This is a genomic window from Shouchella shacheensis (genome assembly GCF_001484965.1).
Classification (GTDB): domain Bacteria; phylum Bacillota; class Bacilli; order Bacillales; family Bacillaceae_D; genus Shouchella; species Shouchella shacheensis.
This window is the reverse complement of the sequence record NZ_LLYY01000003.1, coordinates 203,481-220,056: the sequence shown is the minus strand read 5'-3', so window position 1 is coordinate 220,056 and position 16,576 is coordinate 203,481. Positions and strand designations below refer to the sequence as shown.

Genomic DNA, 16,576 nt, shown 5'->3' with positions numbered 1-16,576 from the left:
GAAGGCCTGCACTCGAAATTGCGACCTTAGGATGTCGATGCAAGGCTGAAAAATCTCGATGCTTCTACCCGCCGCAGCTAGAAAAAAGAAGAGCACCTCTCACAGATACTCTTCCCTTTCACCCAAAAAAAAGAAGGAATACAACCCCCGCCACTACAAATAACCCACAGCATATATATAAGATTTTAATTAAGAGTTCCACGTCTGTTCATCCTCATTCCCTACGTACTTGAGATTCCAGCGCTAATGACAAACGAGAGGCCAATGGAAAGAAGAAGGGATAAGAGTCCCACTGCCCGGTTGTCGTTCTTGATTTCCTCATCCACCGTAAAACTTGGTGTTAAAAACTCAAAGACATAGTAGCTGAATAAGAGCAGAACAAAACCAAAAGTTCCCCATGCCAACATCGTAAGCAGTGAACTTGCGTGGGCAATCGATGCACTAAAGATATTGGCCACGCCAAAAACCTTCCCGCCTGTCGCCATCGCGACCGCGACATTGCCGCGTTTGACTTCTTCCCAGTTATTGTACTTGGTGGCCAACTCAAAGATCGCAAGAAAGACAACAAGCGCAAGGATGGTTACGCTGTAATTGGCAATGGTTAGGATCCACTCATTCTCAAGCAACAACCCCATAGAAAAACGCCCCCTACCGTAATTCAACGACGGTATTGCCAAGCCCGCCTTCATTCATCCCACCGTCTCTCGCTGACTTCACCCGTGAATGCTTAGAGACAAGTGTTTTCACGCCTTTACGAAGCGCCCCCGTGCCTTTCCCGTGAATAATCGAAACCTGGTGATAGCCTGCTAGAAGCGCATCATCAATGTATTTTTCCACACGCTGCATCGCATCCTCATAGCGTACACCGCGCAAGTCCAGTTCAGGTTTCACATGGGACTCCCCTGTGCGAACGGTAGTCATCGGTCTTGGTACCTGCTGCTTGGTGGGCTCAATAAGTTGAATGTCTTCTGTTTCCACGTTCATTTTCATAATCCCCATCTGCACTTGATACTCAGACTCACTCACTTTTTTCACAACGGAGCCTTTTTGCCCGAAGCTGAGAACCTTCACTTCATCTCCTGGTTCAGGAAGACGTCTCGCTTTTTCCGCTTTTTTCTTGACTTGTTTTTGCTTTTTGTTAAAAGTAGGCGCGGCATTTTCTAGGTTCTTCCTTGCCTCAATGAGCTCGTGCTCCTTCACAGAGAACCCTTGCTTCTGTAAGTCACGCAGCTCTGAAATAATCACTTCAGCCTCTTCTTTTGCGCTAGCGACGGCTTGAGCGGCCCGCTCCTCAGCCTCCTGCAAAATGCCTGCCTTTTCTTGCTCAAGCTGACCCATCTTCTCTTCAAGGTCGCGCTTAAGCGATTCGGCTTCACGACGAACCGTCTCAGACTGCTCCCATTCAAGGCGTGCCGCTTTCTGATTGTCTTCAAGCGCAGCGATCATTTTTTCTACCTGCGTAGAGTCGCTATCAATATGCTGTTTCGCCTGATCAATAATGGCTTCGCCAAGGCCTAGCCGTCTGGAAATCGCAAAGGCGTTGCTTCTTCCGGGAACTCCCACGAGTAAGCGATAGGTTGGCTCAAGGGTCTCCACATCAAACTCAACGCTTGCATTGAGCGCCCCTTCGCGATTGTAGGCATAGCCCTTGAGCTCACTATAGTGCGTGGTTGCCACAGCCACAGCCCCCCGTTGGTAGGCGTAGTCAAGAATGGAAATCGCAAGCGCCGCCCCCTCTGTCGGATCCGTACCAGCACCGAGCTCATCAAAGAGGACGAGGCTGTTTGCGTTCAGCTGTTCAAGAATTGAGACAATGTTTCTCATGTGAGAGGAAAATGTACTTAAACTCTGTTCAATCGATTGCTCATCGCCAATATCAGCAAAAATATGCTCGTAGACAGCAAGCTCTGTTTCTTCATCGGCTGGAACATGGAGACCGGACTGAGCCATCAGCGTCAGCAGGCCTACCGTTTTTAACGTGACGGTTTTCCCACCGGTGTTTGGTCCAGTAATAACCAAAGATCGAACATCGTCACCAAGAGCTACATCAATGGGGACAACATCATCCGCTGGGAGCAGAGGGTGCCGTGCTTTTTTGAAATGGATGTAGCCTCGTTCATTTAGGACGGGTTTTACAGCCTTCAGTCGCTTGGCGTAATGCGCTTTGGCGACGATAAAGTCGAGCTGTGCCAACACGCCCAAATTAACAAGCAGCTCATCACTTGACTCTGTGACAAGTGCAGAAAGCTCACCGAGAATACGTTCAATCTCGCGCCTTTCCTTTGCTTTCGCTTCGGTCAATTGATTGTTCAACGTCACAATGGCCTGAGGTTCGATAAAGAGCGTCGCTCCGGAAGAGGATTGGTCGTGGACAATGCCTCCAAACGAGCCACGATATTCTTGTTTCACAGGGATGACGTAACGGTCGCCACGAATCGTTACGATTGAATCAGACAGCATTTTTCTTGAGCTTGTTGATTTTGTAATGCTTTCAAGCTTTGAGCGAATGCCTGATTCATAGCTGCGAATTTGGTGACGGAAGGTACGCAACGTCGAACTGGCGCTATCCAGCACGTTGCCGTGGTCATCAATACACTGCTTAATGGCTTTCTCAAGCGGCGAGAGTGGCTCAATCTTCTCTGCGTAGACACCGAGCAACGGAATACTGACCGCCCCGTCTTCGATCACATCCGACAGGAAGTTCTTGAGATTCTTGCCGCCGTAAATGGTTGAGGCGATTTCCATCAGCTCTGTCGCCGAAAGCGCTCCTCCAATCACAGCACGCCTGATATGGGCGCTAATATCCGATATTCCCCCAAGAGGCATATGACCCTTCAAACGGAGAATGTTGGCCGCTTCTGCCGTCTCATCCTGCTGGAGCTTAACGTCCGCAAGCACAGTCGATGGGACGAGTTCATTCACTTTTTGCCGGCCTAAAGAGGACGCTACATGTTCAAGTAGCTGTGCTTTCATTTTTTTATATTCCAGTACTCGCTGCACTCTATCCAATGTGCAACCCTCCTTCTCATTCCAAAATGCGGCGTTTCTTTTTTGTAAAAGCGCGCAAATCTTCCAGTGACCATGTATTGATCACATCGCTTGGCTCAAGCATTGCCCCCCGTGCATGGGCGTAGCCGTACTGAACATAATCAAGCATTTCAAGACGATGGGCGTCTGAATTAATTGAGATCGCTACCCCTGCTTCCCGGGCTTGTTTTAACCAGTAAGCGGCCAGATCAAGCCTCTTCGGACTCGCATTTAACTCTAAGGCCGTTCCCGTCTCTTTCGCCCACTTAATAAGCGTAGCCACATCCACATCATAGCCATCGCGTCGACCAATTAATCGACCCATGGGGTGAGCGATTAAATGGACATACGGGTTGAAAACAGCAGCGCGCAGTCGTTCCATGATCCTCTCACGGCTTTGCGAAAATGCTGAATGAATCGAGGCGATCACAAAATCGACCTCTTTTAAAACATCGTCAGGGTAATCTAGTTGCCCATCTGGCAATATGTCCATTTCAACGCCTGTTAGAATCGTAAAGTCCTCATACTGTTCATTTAGCTTACGAATATGGGCATGCTGTTTTTGCAGTTTTTCGATGGAGAGTCCGTTTGCGACCTTTAAATAGCGAGAGTGGTCGGTGATCGCCGTATGTGTGTAACCTTTCCCCCTTGCGGCTTCCACCATTTCTTCAATCGAGTGGGCCCCGTCACTCCACGTTGTGTGCATATGCAAGTCGGCTTTCGCGTGATCTAGGTAGACATCTTCAGGCTGCGTTTCATACCGTTCGATTTCACCGTTGGCTGACCTTGCTTCTGGTGGGATGTAGGCAAGTCCAAAATGGAAAAAGAAGTCCTTTTCTGTTTTAAATGTTTGAACGTCCCCTGTTTCACTTGCCTCCACGCCGTATTCGCTTATTTTTTCTCCTTGAGCTTTAGCAAGCTGTCGCATCAGCACATTGTGGTCTTTTGAACCAGTAAAATGGTGCAAAGCTGTTGCAAACTCATCATTTGCAACGAGCCTAAAATCTGCGGATATGCTCACGTTATCTGCGGTGAGGTCCACAGAAATTTTCGTGTCCCCCTTCGCGATGACCGAAGACACACCTTTTAAAGCCAGCAGTTTTTCTCTGACTTCTGCCATTTGGTCGGTGGCAATGATAAAATCTAGATCTTTCACTGTTTCCTTCATTCGTCTGAGACTGCCCGCTCGCGAAAAGCGACTGACCTCTTGCAACTCTTCTAGCTGAGCTTCGATTTGCTCTGCAATGGGAAGGACTGTCGCGAGTGGAAGCCGTTCCGGTCGCGTGTTCCAAGTCTCGAAGGCTTCTAATAGTTTGTTCTCGGATTTCTCCCCAAAACCAGCGAGCTGCCGGACCTTCTTCTGTCGACACGCTTCCAACAAAGAAGACGCATCCTTGACGCCCAGTTCATTGTAAAGTTTTCCAATTTTCTTTCCTCCAAGACCGGGGATCGTTAACAACGACAGCAATTCGCCAGGAATCGACGCCTGTAATTCATCTAATACGTTTGAACGTCCTGTTTCCTTTAATTCCACAATCACTTCCGCCGTCGCCTTGCCAATCCCGTTAAGATCCTGCGGCTTCTCGATTTCAGCTATCGTCCGCTCGTCTCCTTCAAGGGCTTGAGCGGCCTTACGATACGCGGCTATTTTAAAGGGGTTAACAGCTTTTATCTCTAAATAAGTCGCAATTTTCTCAAGCGTTGCAACCACATCTTTTTTATTCACTCTGCACCTGCTCCTCTTGAATCTACTTCCTCATATGATACCGAGTTTTGCACCCGAAAATCAATCTCTTGCGCTTAGACAATATGCGCAGAACAAAAGCGATAACTTTGGAAGGCCTGCACTAGAAATAGCGAAAGCTTAAGTGCTGAAGCAAGAACACCTTAAGGGTATCTTTCTCCACCATTAACCACTGCCCCCAAACAAAAAAGCTCGCCTAATCTAAGCGAACTCTCACGAAATTAGAATGTGGTCCGCAACCATAGATCACGAATCCATTCTGATAAAAACGGGGTATCATTGATCATGAACTGAGCGACGATCGAGGATTGAATTCTTTCCTGCACAACCTCTACTTGCAAAACCGAGAGGACAAACACAAGAATAAAAATCAGCAGGTACGTTTCAACAAAACCGAGAACCCCTCCCAATAGACGATTGACGCTTCTTAAGACGGGAAAGTTGGCGACAAAATCAAGCATTGATCCTACAATATGAAGGACAATTTTTGTACCGAAAAATAAAATCGCAAAGGCAATCGCTGAATAGTAAACTGATTCCGTATTGAATGAATTAATCATCATTCCTACTGGGCTATCCGAAGAAAAAGTAGGGTATGGGATATAGAGCCGGATAGTCTCTGCGAATGGCTGATAATACCGAACCGCTACATAAATCGACACGATAAAACCAATTAAATGGATAAGCTGTAAAATAAAGCCCCGTCGTCTTCCAACAAAGAAACCCAACAACAAGAGCAGCATAATTATTAAACTAACCATTGGTGTCTCCTTCGTACTTGCGCTTAAGCTTGACGTACTCATCTGCTGTGTTTAAGGCGGCAAGTACGGCAAGTTTTGTGGTATCTAAATAGGGATTTCGTTTTCTTACTTCTTGCATTTGATCATCAACAACACGAGCCACTTCTTTTACATGGTCGCGATTTTCGGCACTGACAATCGTATAATGTTGACCATTAATAGTCACTGTTGTTCGTTGTTTATCTTCGTTCTTCTCCACGAGAGAACCCCCTAGCACGTATTAAATCGTGATGCGTGCTGAACCAACAAAATTCTAAGCTTCATCATATCACGATGGTTCGGAATTGGAAACCCAAAAGATTGGCCCATCTTGTGACTTCTCAGCCTCCGCTTGTTCCTTCCGGCTCCATCATGTAACTTACCGTTTCTATTTTGTGACTTTTCCACCCCTTCTTGTAACAAAAAACCAGAGCCAAAAAGCTAAAATGCTTTTGACTCTGGTAACCATTTTGCCGTTAGGACCTTAGCTCCGCCCCTGCTTTCTTCGTAAGAGCTGTAAGCACGGTCTCATGAACATTTGCTACTTCGTCATCCGTAAGCGTACGCTCCGGGTCGCGATAGGTCAATGAAAATGCAGCTGATTTCTTTCCCTTCTCTATATGCTCCCCTTCGTAGACATCAAAGAGAGCTACTTCAGTAAGAAGAGAACTACCTGTTTCCCAGATAATGGATTTAAGCGTTCCAGCAGGGATTTCTCTGCCCACCACGAGGGCAATATCCCGCGCGACGGAAGGATAACGAGGAATTCCACTAAATTGTAAGGGTGGCAGCTGCTTGGAGAGCAGCGCCTCAAAGTCAAGCTCGAACACGTACGTTTCGCTTAGATTGTAGTCCTTCTCTACAGTCGGATGCACTTGGGCGACAAAACCGATGGATTCTCTACTTAGCATCACTTCTGCCGTTCGCCCAGGATGAAAGCCGGCTCGTTCAGCACTCTGGAAAGCAACTTCTTTCGAGAGTCCCAGTACCTCAAACAATCCTTCGAGAATGCCTTTTAGCACGAAGAAATCCACAGGCTTTTTTTCCCCTTGCCATAAGTGCTCGATCCACTGGCCGCTTACAAGACCGGCAAGACGTTCATGCTCTTTCGGCAACTCTGCGAGTGTCTCTTGTTCGCTAAGGAAAACGGAACCTAATTCATAAACAAAAACGTCCCGATTTTTTCGGTTGAGGTTGTGAGCGCAAATATCGTATAGATGCGGAATCAGGCTTGTGCGCATGGTGCTGCGTTCTTCGCTCATTGGCATCGCCACGCGTATTGGCTTGATAGCCTCCGCTTTAAACCAGTCCGCCTTCTTCGCGCTCGTGAGAGAATAGGACATCACTTCTGAAAGTCCAGCGGCCTGCAAGTAGCGTTTTGCTTTACGGCGCTTGGACTGATACGTAGTCAAACGGCCTTGGGCGGTCGCCCCTTCCGGCAATGTGGAAGGGATATTGTCGTAGCCATATAGCCGTGCGACTTCTTCATACAAGTCTTCTGGGATCGTAATGTCTGGGCGGCGATGAGGAATCGTCACGAGCACGCCGCTCTCTGCTTTCTCATATGGAAAGTGGAGCCTTGCCATGACACTTGCGACATCCGAGAGCTGTAGCTTCGTCCCTAGACGTGTGTTCATCGCCTCTAAGTCAAGTGTAACGACGGTATGATCTGTCCTACGCACGTCCTCTCCATTAACAGCTGCGAGCACCTCCCCACCGCAAAGCTCTTGAATCAGCATTGCTGCACGGCGTGCGGCTTCTGCTACAAGCGCTTCATTCACGCCTCTCTCAAAACGGGCGCTGGAGTCACTGCGCAGCCCAGCGTGACGCGCAGATTTGCGCACAACGCTTGATTGAAAGACAGCCGCTTCAAGCAGGATCGTCGTGGTCTGCTCGCTCACTTCCGAGTTGGCACCACCCATCACACCTGCAAGGGCGACCGGATCCTTTCCATTTGTTACGACAAGCTGCTCTTTACCCAGTGTGCGCTCCACTCCATCAAGCGTTGTGAATAACTCCCCTTGCTTTGCTCGCCTAACAAGTATTTTTTTTGAATCAAGCTGGTCATAATCGAATGCGTGTAAAGGCTGACCGTACTCAAGGAGAACATAGTTGGTAATGTCCACAACATTGCTGATCGGGCGGATTCCGGCAGCGATCAAGCGAGTTTGTAACCATAGTGGGGATGGCCCGACCTTGACATTTTTAATTAAGGTTGCACTGTAATAAGGTGTATCGCTCACATCCTCGATGTTGATCTGCACATCGCTAGGAGGTTCCTGTTTCAATTCATCCAAGCGGATGTTCGGCAGTGCTACAAGCCGATCGTACAGTGCGGCAATTTCGTAGGCGACACCAAGCATGTGCATACAGTCCGAGCGGTTCGGTGTTAAATCAAGTTCAAGCACTTGATCATTCAAGTTAAGCAAGGCTAGAGCGTCATCACCAACGTTCACGGCCTCTGACTCTGGGAATACATAAATGCCTTCTGCATAAGCTCTCGGCACAAGCTTTCCTTCGATGCCAAGCTCCTGCAACGAGCAAATCATCCCCTGAGACACTTGTCCACGCAGCTTCGCTTTTTTAATTTTCATTCCACCCGGCAAGCGTGCTCCTACTTTGGCAACTGCTACCTTTTGCCCTTTAGCGACATTTGCCGCTCCACAGACGATTTGCACAGGCTCGTCCCCGCCAATATCGACCTGACATACGCCTAGCTTATCCGCATCTGGGTGTGGGCTTACATCTTGTACATAACCAACAACGACCTTAGAGACGCCTTTATTCATTTCATGCACAAAATCAATTTCAATACCGCCCCGGGTCATTTTCTCTGCAATCTCCTCAGGCCTCTTGTCGGCAATGTCCACATATTCTTGTAACCAATGATAAGAAACGAACATTTCGCTTCCCCTCCCTACACTTGTTTAAACTGTGCTAAAAAGCGCGTATCGTTTGTATAAAAATGACGAATATCATCAATGTCATACTTAAGCATTGCTAAGCGTTCAACGCCCATTCCAAAGGCAAACCCACTATACGTGTGCGGGTCAAATCCACTCATTTCAAGCACGCGTGGATGCACCATTCCTGAGCCAAGAATTTCAATCCATCCCGTGTGCTTACAAACACGACACCCTTTGCCCCCGCAAAGCCCGCAAGACACATCGACCTCAACCGAAGGCTCTGTGAAAGGAAAGAAGCTAGGGCGAAGGCGAATCTTTCGTTCCTCGCCAAAGAACTGCTTGGCAAACGATTCGAGTACGCCCTTTAAATCACTCATACGCACGTTTTGATCAACAAACAGCCCTTCAATCTGCATGAACTGGTGCGAGTGAGTCGCATCGTCATCATCACGGCGAAAGACTTTTCCCGGGCAAATAACTTTGACCGGCCCTCTCCCTTCATGCTTTTCCATCGATCGTGCCTGCACTGGTGAAGTTTGTGTACGCAGGAGCAACTCCTCTGAGAAGTAAAAGGAATCCTGCATGTCACGCGCCGGGTGATCCTTCGGCAAGTTCATCGCTTCAAAATTGTAATAGTCGGTCTCAATCTCAGGCCCTTCCTCAATAGAGAACCCAAGGCCAAGGAAAATATCCTCCACTTCTTCAACGACCGCGCTTAATGGATGAACCGTCCCGTTTTGCACCGGCCGTCCTGGTAATGTGACATCAATGGTCTCACTGGTAAGCTTTGCGGCAACCGCTTCCTTTGCAAGTGCTTGTTCTTTTGCTTCGAGCGCTTGCTTGATGACGTCGCGGACCTCATTGGCAAGTGCTCCTATAACTGGGCGCTCCTCTGCTGAGAGCTTGCCCATCCCGCGCAGGACTTCTGTGATTGGCCCCTTTTTTCCAAGGTACGCCACTCGCACCTCTTGAATTTCCTTCTCGCTTGTCGCTGCACTCGCTTTCTCCAGCGCTTCCACCTGCAGCGCCTCTAACTGTTCGCGCATCGCTAACTACCTCCTTTTCGATGTAGACGCCTGAATATTCCCCACGTCATCTCCTTTTGATTTAACTTCTGACCGACCCGCCTCCGCTTTTCCAATTGTCTAGCTCCGGCACCCACTCGCTCGAGGTTTCTTCACGCCGCCAGTTCAAGTCAAGTTCGGACTTGATCTGTCGTCGTTCCAGAACTGGTCGCTCGTGAGCAGGGCGCCTCCGCTTTGCAACCCACCTTCGCTTTTCTAACAAAAAAAGAGCTCCCGCCCCCCGGAAAGGGACGAAAGCTCGTGGTACCACCCTTAGTTTTCCACAGCCCACTTGTAGCTGCTTCCTTCAATAGATCCTAACGACTCTCGCCGGTGTACACCTTCGTCTAAAAAATCAAACGGTCCAGTGCCTGCTCCAGAGTGAATTCAGCAACGCCTCCCATAGGGATGCTTTCAGTCACGGCACCCCCTCCCTTACAGATCCCCTCTTCATGGTGGTATGAAGCTTACTACTCTCTATCCTTGCATTTATCCAAGTATATGCATTTCTATTATAGTGAAAAGCACAACCGCCTGCAAGTCCTTTTCTGCTCACTTCTTCAAGGCATACATTAGAATTCCTGCAGCAACAGCCACGTTTAAGGATTCCGTCTTATAGTTTTGTGGAATGCAGATGTTTTGATTCGTCTGTCTAAGCAAGACAGGATCTACGCCTTCTCCTTCGTTGCCGAGCACTAGGGCAAAAGAATTCTGTCTGCTCACAATTGTATAGGGCTCCGCATCATGTAGCGCTGTTCCGTATAACGGGATGTCTTGCTCCTGGAAACGCAGAATCCATTCTTTTAAATTGCCTTGAAAAACGGGCAAATGAAAAAGGGCTCCCTGTGTGGCACGTACCACTTTGCCATTGAAAAGATCCACCGAACCCGAACCGAGAACGACGCCACTCATGCCTGCCGCGAGCGCTGTTCGAATAATCGTGCCAACATTGCCCGGATCTTGCAGTCGATCGAGCAGGACATAACCCCCGGCAAGTGTTTCAACCGGAGGGCTGGGAGGGGGCTCGCAAATGGCTACAACGCCTTGCGGGTTTTCCGTTACTGTGAGTTCCTTCATCACAGAGTCACTAACAAGCACCCCCTGTACGTCATTGCGGGCAACGCTCTTATGCTTTTCGGTGAACAGCAATGTCTCCACCCGCACATTTGAAGCAAGAGCCTCTTTAACCAAATGATCGCCTTCAATTAAAAAACGCTCCAGCTTCTGGCGTCCTTTTTTGGTATGTAGTTTCTTCCAGTTTTTCACTTGTTCATTTTTCGCTGAATCAATCCGCTTCATTACTCATAACTCCCTTGAGCGCACCTTATTCTTCTCATGATAGCTGTTTTTCCGCTCATAATCCAGCCTCGTTCTTGCCATACTAGCTTTAGATTCATCATTTTAAAGGAGGAGGCAGGTTATGAGCATTAATCTACGTGGGGCCATTATGGCAAACATTCAAGGCAGCAGCGAGCAAGAAGTGGAAGCGACGATTGTCGACGCTTTAGAAAAAGGTGAAGAAAAAATGTTGCCGGGGCTAGGCATCTTGTTCGAAGTCTACTGGAAGGAAGCGAACGAATCGCAACGAGAAGAGCTTTGTCAGCAAATAAGCCAAGGGTTGCAATAAAGTAAACGGGGCCTTCCTAGCTAGGAAGGCCCCGCGCTTTACATTCTCTACCCAGTTTATAAAGAGTCTGGACTGAGCAACTCTAGGGTTCATTTCTTTAGCGCATGGGTCACTCTTCTTTTTGTTCTTTTTCTACCGGTGCCTCTCCCGTTAAATAAGCCCACAGTACATCTGCCCAGACCTTATAGCCAACATCGTTGGGATGAAGACCATCATCCAGGGTGGCCTCAAGCTGAATTCCTTCATCTTCAAACTGGAGGCGCATAGCAGAATACGTGTCTACATAACTCCAGCCTTGCTGTGCAATAAAGGTATTGGTGCTTTGTATGTAGGCCTGGTAATTTAAGCCGAGACCATTTAGGTCTTCAGGCGTTTTCGTTGTTGCCGGGTTTGGTGACGTGAGTACAATGATGGTTGCCGGGTGGGCGCCTTGAATCATCGAGACAGCCGTATCCAGCGCTGCATTAGTTCTTTCCAGCGGTTCATCTTTGCGATGGCTATTAAGTAGCGAAGTTTCCATAATAATGAAATCCGGATCGGAAGCAACCATCGCCTCCATCTTGCCGTTATTAATTAAGTCCTGGATGGTAGCTCCGTTCACTCCATAATTGGTTAGCTGAAGCTTATAGAAATTCGGGTCCATTAACTGTAAATTGGTGATCGTTCTTCCTGCCCAACTGTGAGATTGGTCTGAGGCACCCATTCCTGCCGTGACACTGGAACCAATGACGGCCACTTCCACACGTGGCTTGACCTGAATCAAACGCTGCAAATAATCGACATAGCTCTCTCCAGGCAAAATAGAGACTGGTTCCGGATCCTCTTCATCTTGGGAAGAGTTTAGCTGGAATTGTAAAAGAAAGAATCCACCTACAAGAAGGGCGAGCGCAGATACTCCGATCACTACATTGCGTTTGCGTGTTCTCATTACCAGCACCCCTCCTTGCCATCCCCTGCATTCTATCATATCTTGTCGAACCAGCGTGACCTCCTGCCACCATTCCACAGAAATTTGTTTTCTCCCTAAATTCGGATACCCGTTTGCGAAAAATCTCGAGCTTCTACTCGCCGGAGCTAGACAAAAAAAGATGCCGCAGCTGGGCACCTTCTTCTCCTACATTTTCTCCTTGCACGCTGGTCCGGCTCTTTTCAGTTATTCCTTCGCATTCTTTTTACCAGAAGGTCAAATGTCCCCCTTATTGAAACGTCAACCGTTTGACCGTATCCGCATCAAGCCTCTTAATCACTTCAACAAGAAGCTTCACTGTGTTTTCATAATCATCGCGGTGCAGGATTCCGGCATGCGTATGAATATAACGAGTGGCAACGGTAATCGATAAAGCCGGGACGCCATCTGCCGTTAAATGAATCGCCCCAGAATCGGTTCCTCCCCCAGGAATAGCAGCGTACTGGTAAGGAATCTCATGGTCATCTGCGGTCTGAACAACAAAATCACGGAGCTCTTTATGGGCAATCATTGAAGCGTCATACAGAATAATTTGTGGCCCATTCCCAAGTGTTCCTTGAGCCTCTTTATCTGACACCCCAGGCGTATCAGCACCAATGCCCACGTCAATTCCAAATCCTATGTCTGGCTTAATTGCATGCCCACTCGTTTTTGCTCCACGTAGGCCCACCTCTTCTTGAACGGTTCCAACCCCGTAGACGGTGTTCGGATGGTCAACGTTCTCTAAGCCTCGTAAAACATCAATCGCAATCGCACAGCCAATTCGGTTGTCCCACGCTTTAGCCATAAGCAGCTTTTCATTCTTCATGACGGTAAATTCACAGACTGGAACAATGGCGTCCCCAGGACGCACACCGAACGACTCCGCTTCTTCTCTGCTTGACGCCCCAATGTCGATGAACATTTCCTTAATCTCTACTGGCTTTTTCCTTGCTTCTGGCGTAAGGACATGAGGGGGCTTTGAACCAATCACTCCGTCAATAGTGCCGGAGCGAGTCATTACGGTCACACGCTGTGCAAGCATGACCTGGCCCCACCAGCCACCAATAGTTTGAAAGCGAAGAAAGCCTTTTTCATCAACGCTCGTTACCAGGAAGCCAATTTCATCAAGATGACCAGCAACCATAATCTTCGGTCCATTGGCGTCTCCTGTTTTCGTTGCAATCAGACTTCCTAAATGATCCGTGGATACATGATCTGCGTACGGGCTAATATACTTCGTCATAACCTCCCTTGCCTCTTTCTCAAACCCAGAAATCGCGTTCGCGTTTGTTAAATCTTTTAGCATTTGCAACTTTTCATCTGCCATTGTTTTCACTCCTTTTTGACGTTTCCTCATTTAGTATATCGAAATGGCTGCCTGTCCACAAACGTTTACGATAGTCCAGAGTAGGGAACTTCTATTTAAGAAAGTTTTTACGAAAACGAAACCCGATAGTAGCAAAATTCGTATACAATAAAACCATAAAGCAATAAGAAAGAAGTTCTTTGGTCTTTTATAAGGAAGGGAGCGTGACGTCCATTGGTCTTCATTTTTCGCGTCCTACTCCTTGGGGCAATGATCGTGCTTGTTTACAGTTTATTTAAATACATGGTCCATCCCAAGCGGAAATTAGCGAAAGCACAGGAAAAAAAGCAGTTTTATTTTTTAGATGACGCAAAGAATGTTCGAAAAAACTTTCAGCTTACGTATAAAGGCGTACTCTTTGAAGGCGAGAAATATTTGGAAGCGACTTCAGAAGCCTTTGAAATTGTACGAATTTATATCGGCGTCAACCCCGAAGATTTGCAAGGCTTTAAACACGAAGATTTCCGTTTCCTGGAAGAGGAAGTACGTCTTCGTTACCCAGATGCCAACATTGAATGGAAAGCGCCCATCAGAGCCTTTATGCGCCAAACCCGGCAAGAGGAAACTGCTCCTGCCCCTTTAAAAGAGTAACAATCAAAGAACCCAGAGCCTAGCACACGCTTAGGCTCTGGGTTTTTTCGTTAATTCACGTCTTTCATTCCAGTCTTCGCCCATGCTTTACCTCGGCATTTTTTATCATCTCGGCTTGAGGACAGATACATTCCTAAAATCCCACCGAGAAACCCTGCCGGCACAGAAATAATGGCCGGGTTGGTGAGAGTAATGAGGAGCTCCCCAATAAAAACGGGCTTCCACTAGGAGAGAAGACTTAGGGCTCATAATAACGAGTATGAGAGCCGTTAATGACCTAGAGCGCATTGGAAAGCATTGCGCTGTAAAAGAAGAACCCTCAGCTCACTATGGACCATGCCGCCCGTCCATAAAGTCTTGAAGGGGTATGCTTCCATTTTTTGATCGAGCGAAGAAGAAGAGTAAAAGAAGAAAGGAAGCTAACACCAGCACTCCAACAAAATGAAGCTCATGAATCAGTCCGCCAAAAGCTGTATAAATAATGGCTGGTGAAAGGTTTATGATCGCAGATTTCTCCACATACTCTTTAAACGACACGGAGGACTCCATCACATAAAAAGAAAGAACGTGAAAATGCATGAACGGCATCACGCGTAAAATAAGAAGCTGCATCACATTCACATCCTCTCTTCCTTTTAACACTTTGTTTTTCAAACGAGAGAGATTCGCACGAATTTTCGGAAAAGCGCCGATAAGTATATAAAAACTGATGCTCACGCTCATTAAACCGACGTATGAGTAGGCGGCGCCGTATACCGGCCCAAAAATGTAACCGCCGAGGAGGCAGACAGCAAGAACAGGAACGAATACAAAGGGTCGTATTAAATGAAAAAGAACAAATAAGACTGGGGCAAACCAACCCGCAGTTTCGATGACGTTAAGGACCTGATCTACATTTTCCATAACTATCCTCCTTCCTCATTATATGTATGCTTTGTTTAGAAGAAGATGAACAGGCCTCCACCAATTTGGGCAAGCACTAAGCACGGGATCCCAACGCTAAACAGCCGTTTTCTCGTCTTATGACGAAACGTGTACATCCCCATATATACTCCAACCGTACCTCCTGTGAACGCTATTGCCAATAAAAGTGTTTCCGGGAAGCGGTAGGCTCCTGCCCGCGCCCGCTTTTTGTCTAGACCCATCACTAGAAAGCCGAGGAGATTCAACAAAAGCAAATACAAGAGCAACGACCATCGCCGCCTTTCTTCGTAGCCTTCATGTGGGCACATGCTAGCTGCTTCTAGCAATTGCCATGCACCCTCCATGACCTTTTCAAATTTGTACCCTTTAAAACCCCAGTGAAAAAGGCGCAGTCGCAATCGACTACACCTCTCATCCATTAATTGGTTAAGTTAGATTTCGCTTGATCGGCAAGCTGAGCAAATGCTTGCTCATCGTTAACAGCAAGATCCGCAAGCATTTTACGGTTGACGTTAATTCCTGCAAGCTTGAGTCCATGCATTAAGCGGCTGTATGAAAGACCATTCATACGGGCTGCAGCGTTAATACGTGTGATCCAAAGTTTACGGAAATCACGTTTCTTTTGGCGACGGTCACGGTATGCATATTGCAAGGACTTCATGACTTGCCCTTGTGCTGACTTGAAGAGCGTATGCTTGGAACCGAAATACCCTTTCGCTAGTTTTAGAACCTTTTTACGACGACGACGAGCGACATATCCGCCTTTTACTCTTGGCATCGCAAATCCCTCCTTCTATCTGTACGAGCAGTTTATTTTTTCTTATACGTAAGCAATTGCTGAATGCGTTTGTGGTCTCCAGAATGTACAATGGCAGCTTTGCGAAGCTTGCGCTTTTGTTTTTGAGACTTGTGGCGGAACATGTGGCTTGTGAATGCGTGTGAACGCTTGAGTTTGCCAGTTCCTGTCTTTTTAAAACGCTTTGCGGCGCCTCGGTGAGTTTTCATTTTCGGCATATCGAAGTCCTCCTTTAACTAGTTCAAAATCACTTATTTCTCAGCCTTAGGGGCCATAACGAGAAACATGCTTCGTCCTTCCATTTTCGGACGAGATTCAATGACTGCGATATCTTCACATTCCTTAGCAAGACGCTGCAGAACGTCACGTCCAATTTCAGAGTGAGTAATCGCACGTCCCCGGAAACGAATAGAGGCTTTGACCTTATCTCCCTTTTCAAGGAATTTACGAGCATTACGAAGCTTCGTATTAAAGTCATGATCTTCAATCGTCGGACTTAGTCGAACTTCTTTGATTGTGATGACTTTTTGATTCTTACGCGCTTCCTTCTCCTTCTTTTGCTGCTCATAGCGATATTTCCCATAGTCCATGATCCGGCAGACCGGCGGCTTTGCCTTCGGTGCGACGCAAACAAGGTCAAGGTTTACATTCTGTGCCATTTCCAGTGCTTCACGCTTAGGCTTTACGCCAATCTGATCGCCATTGGCGCCAACAAGACGTACCTCACGAGCTCGAATCCCTTCATTGACTAACATGTTATCCTTGCTAATAATGAGCCACCTCCAGTGGAATTTGTGGTGCGA

General features: G+C 47.5%; 17 protein-coding genes. 2 read left to right on the top strand and 15 right to left on the bottom strand.

Annotated features, from left to right (window positions below; genetic code table 11):
* Positions 1–221: 221 nt before the first annotated feature.
* The 8 genes from AVZ68_RS07270 to AVZ68_RS07230 all read right to left on the bottom strand — a co-directional run bounded on the left by AVZ68_RS07270 (position 222) and on the right by AVZ68_RS07230 (position 10,819).
* Positions 222–635, bottom strand: coding sequence for a DUF350 domain-containing protein (locus AVZ68_RS07270; RefSeq protein ID WP_059103856.1), 414 nt, complete (start codon positions 633–635; stop codon positions 222–224).
* Between the two features lie 13 nt (positions 636–648).
* On the bottom strand, positions 649–3,009 hold the full coding sequence (locus AVZ68_RS07265; protein ID WP_082676363.1) for an endonuclease MutS2: 2,361 nt from the start codon (positions 3,007–3,009) through the stop codon (positions 649–651).
* 16 nt (positions 3,010–3,025) lie between these two features.
* Entirely contained in the window at positions 3,026–4,753 is a 1,728-nt protein-coding gene (polX, locus tag AVZ68_RS07260; RefSeq protein ID WP_059103855.1) for a DNA polymerase/3'-5' exonuclease PolX, read from the bottom strand.
* Between the two features lie 239 nt (positions 4,754–4,992).
* Positions 4,993–5,532: a CvpA family protein gene (locus AVZ68_RS07255; protein WP_059103854.1), complete on the bottom strand. Its 540-nt coding sequence runs from the start codon at positions 5,530–5,532 to the stop codon at positions 4,993–4,995.
* On the bottom strand, positions 5,525–5,770 hold the full coding sequence (zapA, locus tag AVZ68_RS07250; RefSeq protein ID WP_059103853.1) for a cell division protein ZapA: 246 nt from the start codon (positions 5,768–5,770) through the stop codon (positions 5,525–5,527). Before zapA ends, AVZ68_RS07255 begins: the two co-directional genes overlap by 8 nt.
* A gap of 256 nt (positions 5,771–6,026) precedes the next feature.
* Complete coding sequence (gene pheT, locus AVZ68_RS07245) at positions 6,027–8,453, bottom strand: phenylalanine--tRNA ligase subunit beta (protein ID WP_059103852.1); 2,427 nt, start codon at positions 8,451–8,453, stop codon at positions 6,027–6,029.
* Between the two features lie 14 nt (positions 8,454–8,467).
* Positions 8,468–9,502, bottom strand: a complete 1,035-nt coding sequence (gene pheS, locus AVZ68_RS07240) for a phenylalanine--tRNA ligase subunit alpha (protein ID WP_059103851.1) — start codon at positions 9,500–9,502, stop codon at positions 8,468–8,470.
* A gap of 570 nt (positions 9,503–10,072) precedes the next feature.
* Positions 10,073–10,819 carry a TrmH family RNA methyltransferase gene (locus AVZ68_RS07230; RefSeq protein WP_059103849.1) on the bottom strand — a complete coding sequence of 249 codons (747 nt, stop codon included), beginning with the start codon at positions 10,817–10,819 and terminating at the stop codon, positions 10,073–10,075.
* A 121-nt stretch (positions 10,820–10,940) separates the two neighbouring features.
* Between AVZ68_RS07230 and sspI the strand changes: the two genes are divergently transcribed.
* Positions 10,941–11,147, top strand: a complete 207-nt coding sequence (sspI, locus tag AVZ68_RS07225; RefSeq protein WP_059103848.1) for a small acid-soluble spore protein SspI — start codon at positions 10,941–10,943, stop codon at positions 11,145–11,147.
* 109 nt (positions 11,148–11,256) lie between these two features.
* Here the strand turns inward: sspI and AVZ68_RS07220 are convergent, their stop codons facing one another.
* On the bottom strand, positions 11,257–12,075 hold the full coding sequence (locus AVZ68_RS07220) for an SGNH/GDSL hydrolase family protein (protein WP_059103847.1): 819 nt from the start codon (positions 12,073–12,075) through the stop codon (positions 11,257–11,259).
* A 268-nt stretch (positions 12,076–12,343) separates the two neighbouring features.
* The gene (locus tag AVZ68_RS07215; protein WP_059103846.1) at positions 12,344–13,423 is read right to left on the bottom strand and encodes a M42 family metallopeptidase; all 1,080 of its coding nucleotides are present in this window, start codon (positions 13,421–13,423) and stop codon (positions 12,344–12,346) included.
* Positions 13,424–13,636: 213 nt separating this feature from the next.
* Here AVZ68_RS07215 and AVZ68_RS07210 point away from each other — a divergent pair, with 213 nt between their 5' ends.
* Positions 13,637–14,053: a hypothetical protein gene (locus AVZ68_RS07210; RefSeq protein ID WP_059103845.1), complete on the top strand. Its 417-nt coding sequence runs from the start codon at positions 13,637–13,639 to the stop codon at positions 14,051–14,053.
* Between the two features lie 327 nt (positions 14,054–14,380).
* Here AVZ68_RS07210 and AVZ68_RS07205 read toward each other — a convergent pair whose 3' ends face one another.
* From AVZ68_RS07205 to infC, 5 genes are all read right to left on the bottom strand, one after another.
* Complete coding sequence (locus tag AVZ68_RS07205) at positions 14,381–14,956, bottom strand: TVP38/TMEM64 family protein (RefSeq protein ID WP_059103844.1); 576 nt, start codon at positions 14,954–14,956, stop codon at positions 14,381–14,383.
* A 35-nt stretch (positions 14,957–14,991) separates the two neighbouring features.
* Positions 14,992–15,303, bottom strand: coding sequence for a DUF1294 domain-containing protein (locus AVZ68_RS07200; RefSeq protein WP_245628076.1), 312 nt, complete (start codon positions 15,301–15,303; stop codon positions 14,992–14,994).
* A gap of 92 nt (positions 15,304–15,395) precedes the next feature.
* Positions 15,396–15,755 (bottom strand): 50S ribosomal protein L20, encoded by a 360-nt coding sequence (gene rplT / locus AVZ68_RS07195; RefSeq protein ID WP_059103843.1) that lies wholly within the window; start codon positions 15,753–15,755, stop codon positions 15,396–15,398.
* Positions 15,756–15,787: 32 nt separating this feature from the next.
* Entirely contained in the window at positions 15,788–15,991 is a 204-nt protein-coding gene (gene rpmI, locus AVZ68_RS07190; RefSeq protein WP_059103842.1) for a 50S ribosomal protein L35, read from the bottom strand.
* Between the two features lie 33 nt (positions 15,992–16,024).
* The gene (infC, locus tag AVZ68_RS07185) at positions 16,025–16,528 is read right to left on the bottom strand and encodes a translation initiation factor IF-3 (RefSeq protein WP_059103841.1); all 504 of its coding nucleotides are present in this window, start codon (positions 16,526–16,528) and stop codon (positions 16,025–16,027) included.
* Between the last annotated feature and the right edge of the window lie 48 nt (positions 16,529–16,576).

Excerpts from the sequence above, each read along its gene's own strand:
- AVZ68_RS07270 (WP_059103856.1), bottom strand. The coding sequence starts at position 635 with ATGGGGTTGTTGCTTGAGAATGAGTGGATCCTAACCATTGCCAATTAC.
- AVZ68_RS07255 (WP_059103854.1), bottom strand. The coding sequence starts at position 5,532 with ATGGTTAGTTTAATAATTATGCTGCTCTTGTTGTTGGGTTTCTTTGTT.
- pheT (WP_059103852.1), bottom strand. The coding sequence starts at position 8,453 with ATGTTCGTTTCTTATCATTGGTTACAAGAATATGTGGACATTGCCGAC.
- pheS (WP_059103851.1), bottom strand. The coding sequence starts at position 9,502 with ATGCGCGAACAGTTAGAGGCGCTGCAGGTGGAAGCGCTGGAGAAAGCG.
- AVZ68_RS07230 (WP_059103849.1), bottom strand. The coding sequence starts at position 10,819 with ATGAAGCGGATTGATTCAGCGAAAAATGAACAAGTGAAAAACTGGAAG.
- sspI (WP_059103848.1), top strand. The coding sequence starts at position 10,941 with ATGAGCATTAATCTACGTGGGGCCATTATGGCAAACATTCAAGGCAGC.
- AVZ68_RS07220 (WP_059103847.1), bottom strand. The coding sequence starts at position 12,075 with ATGAGAACACGCAAACGCAATGTAGTGATCGGAGTATCTGCGCTCGCC.
- AVZ68_RS07215 (WP_059103846.1), bottom strand. The coding sequence starts at position 13,423 with ATGGCAGATGAAAAGTTGCAAATGCTAAAAGATTTAACAAACGCGAAC.
- AVZ68_RS07205 (WP_059103844.1), bottom strand. The coding sequence starts at position 14,956 with ATGGAAAATGTAGATCAGGTCCTTAACGTCATCGAAACTGCGGGTTGG.
- rplT (WP_059103843.1), bottom strand. The coding sequence starts at position 15,755 with ATGCCAAGAGTAAAAGGCGGATATGTCGCTCGTCGTCGTCGTAAAAAG.
- rpmI (WP_059103842.1), bottom strand. The coding sequence starts at position 15,991 with ATGCCGAAAATGAAAACTCACCGAGGCGCCGCAAAGCGTTTTAAAAAG.
- infC (WP_059103841.1), bottom strand. The coding sequence starts at position 16,528 with ATGTTAGTCAATGAAGGGATTCGAGCTCGTGAGGTACGTCTTGTTGGC.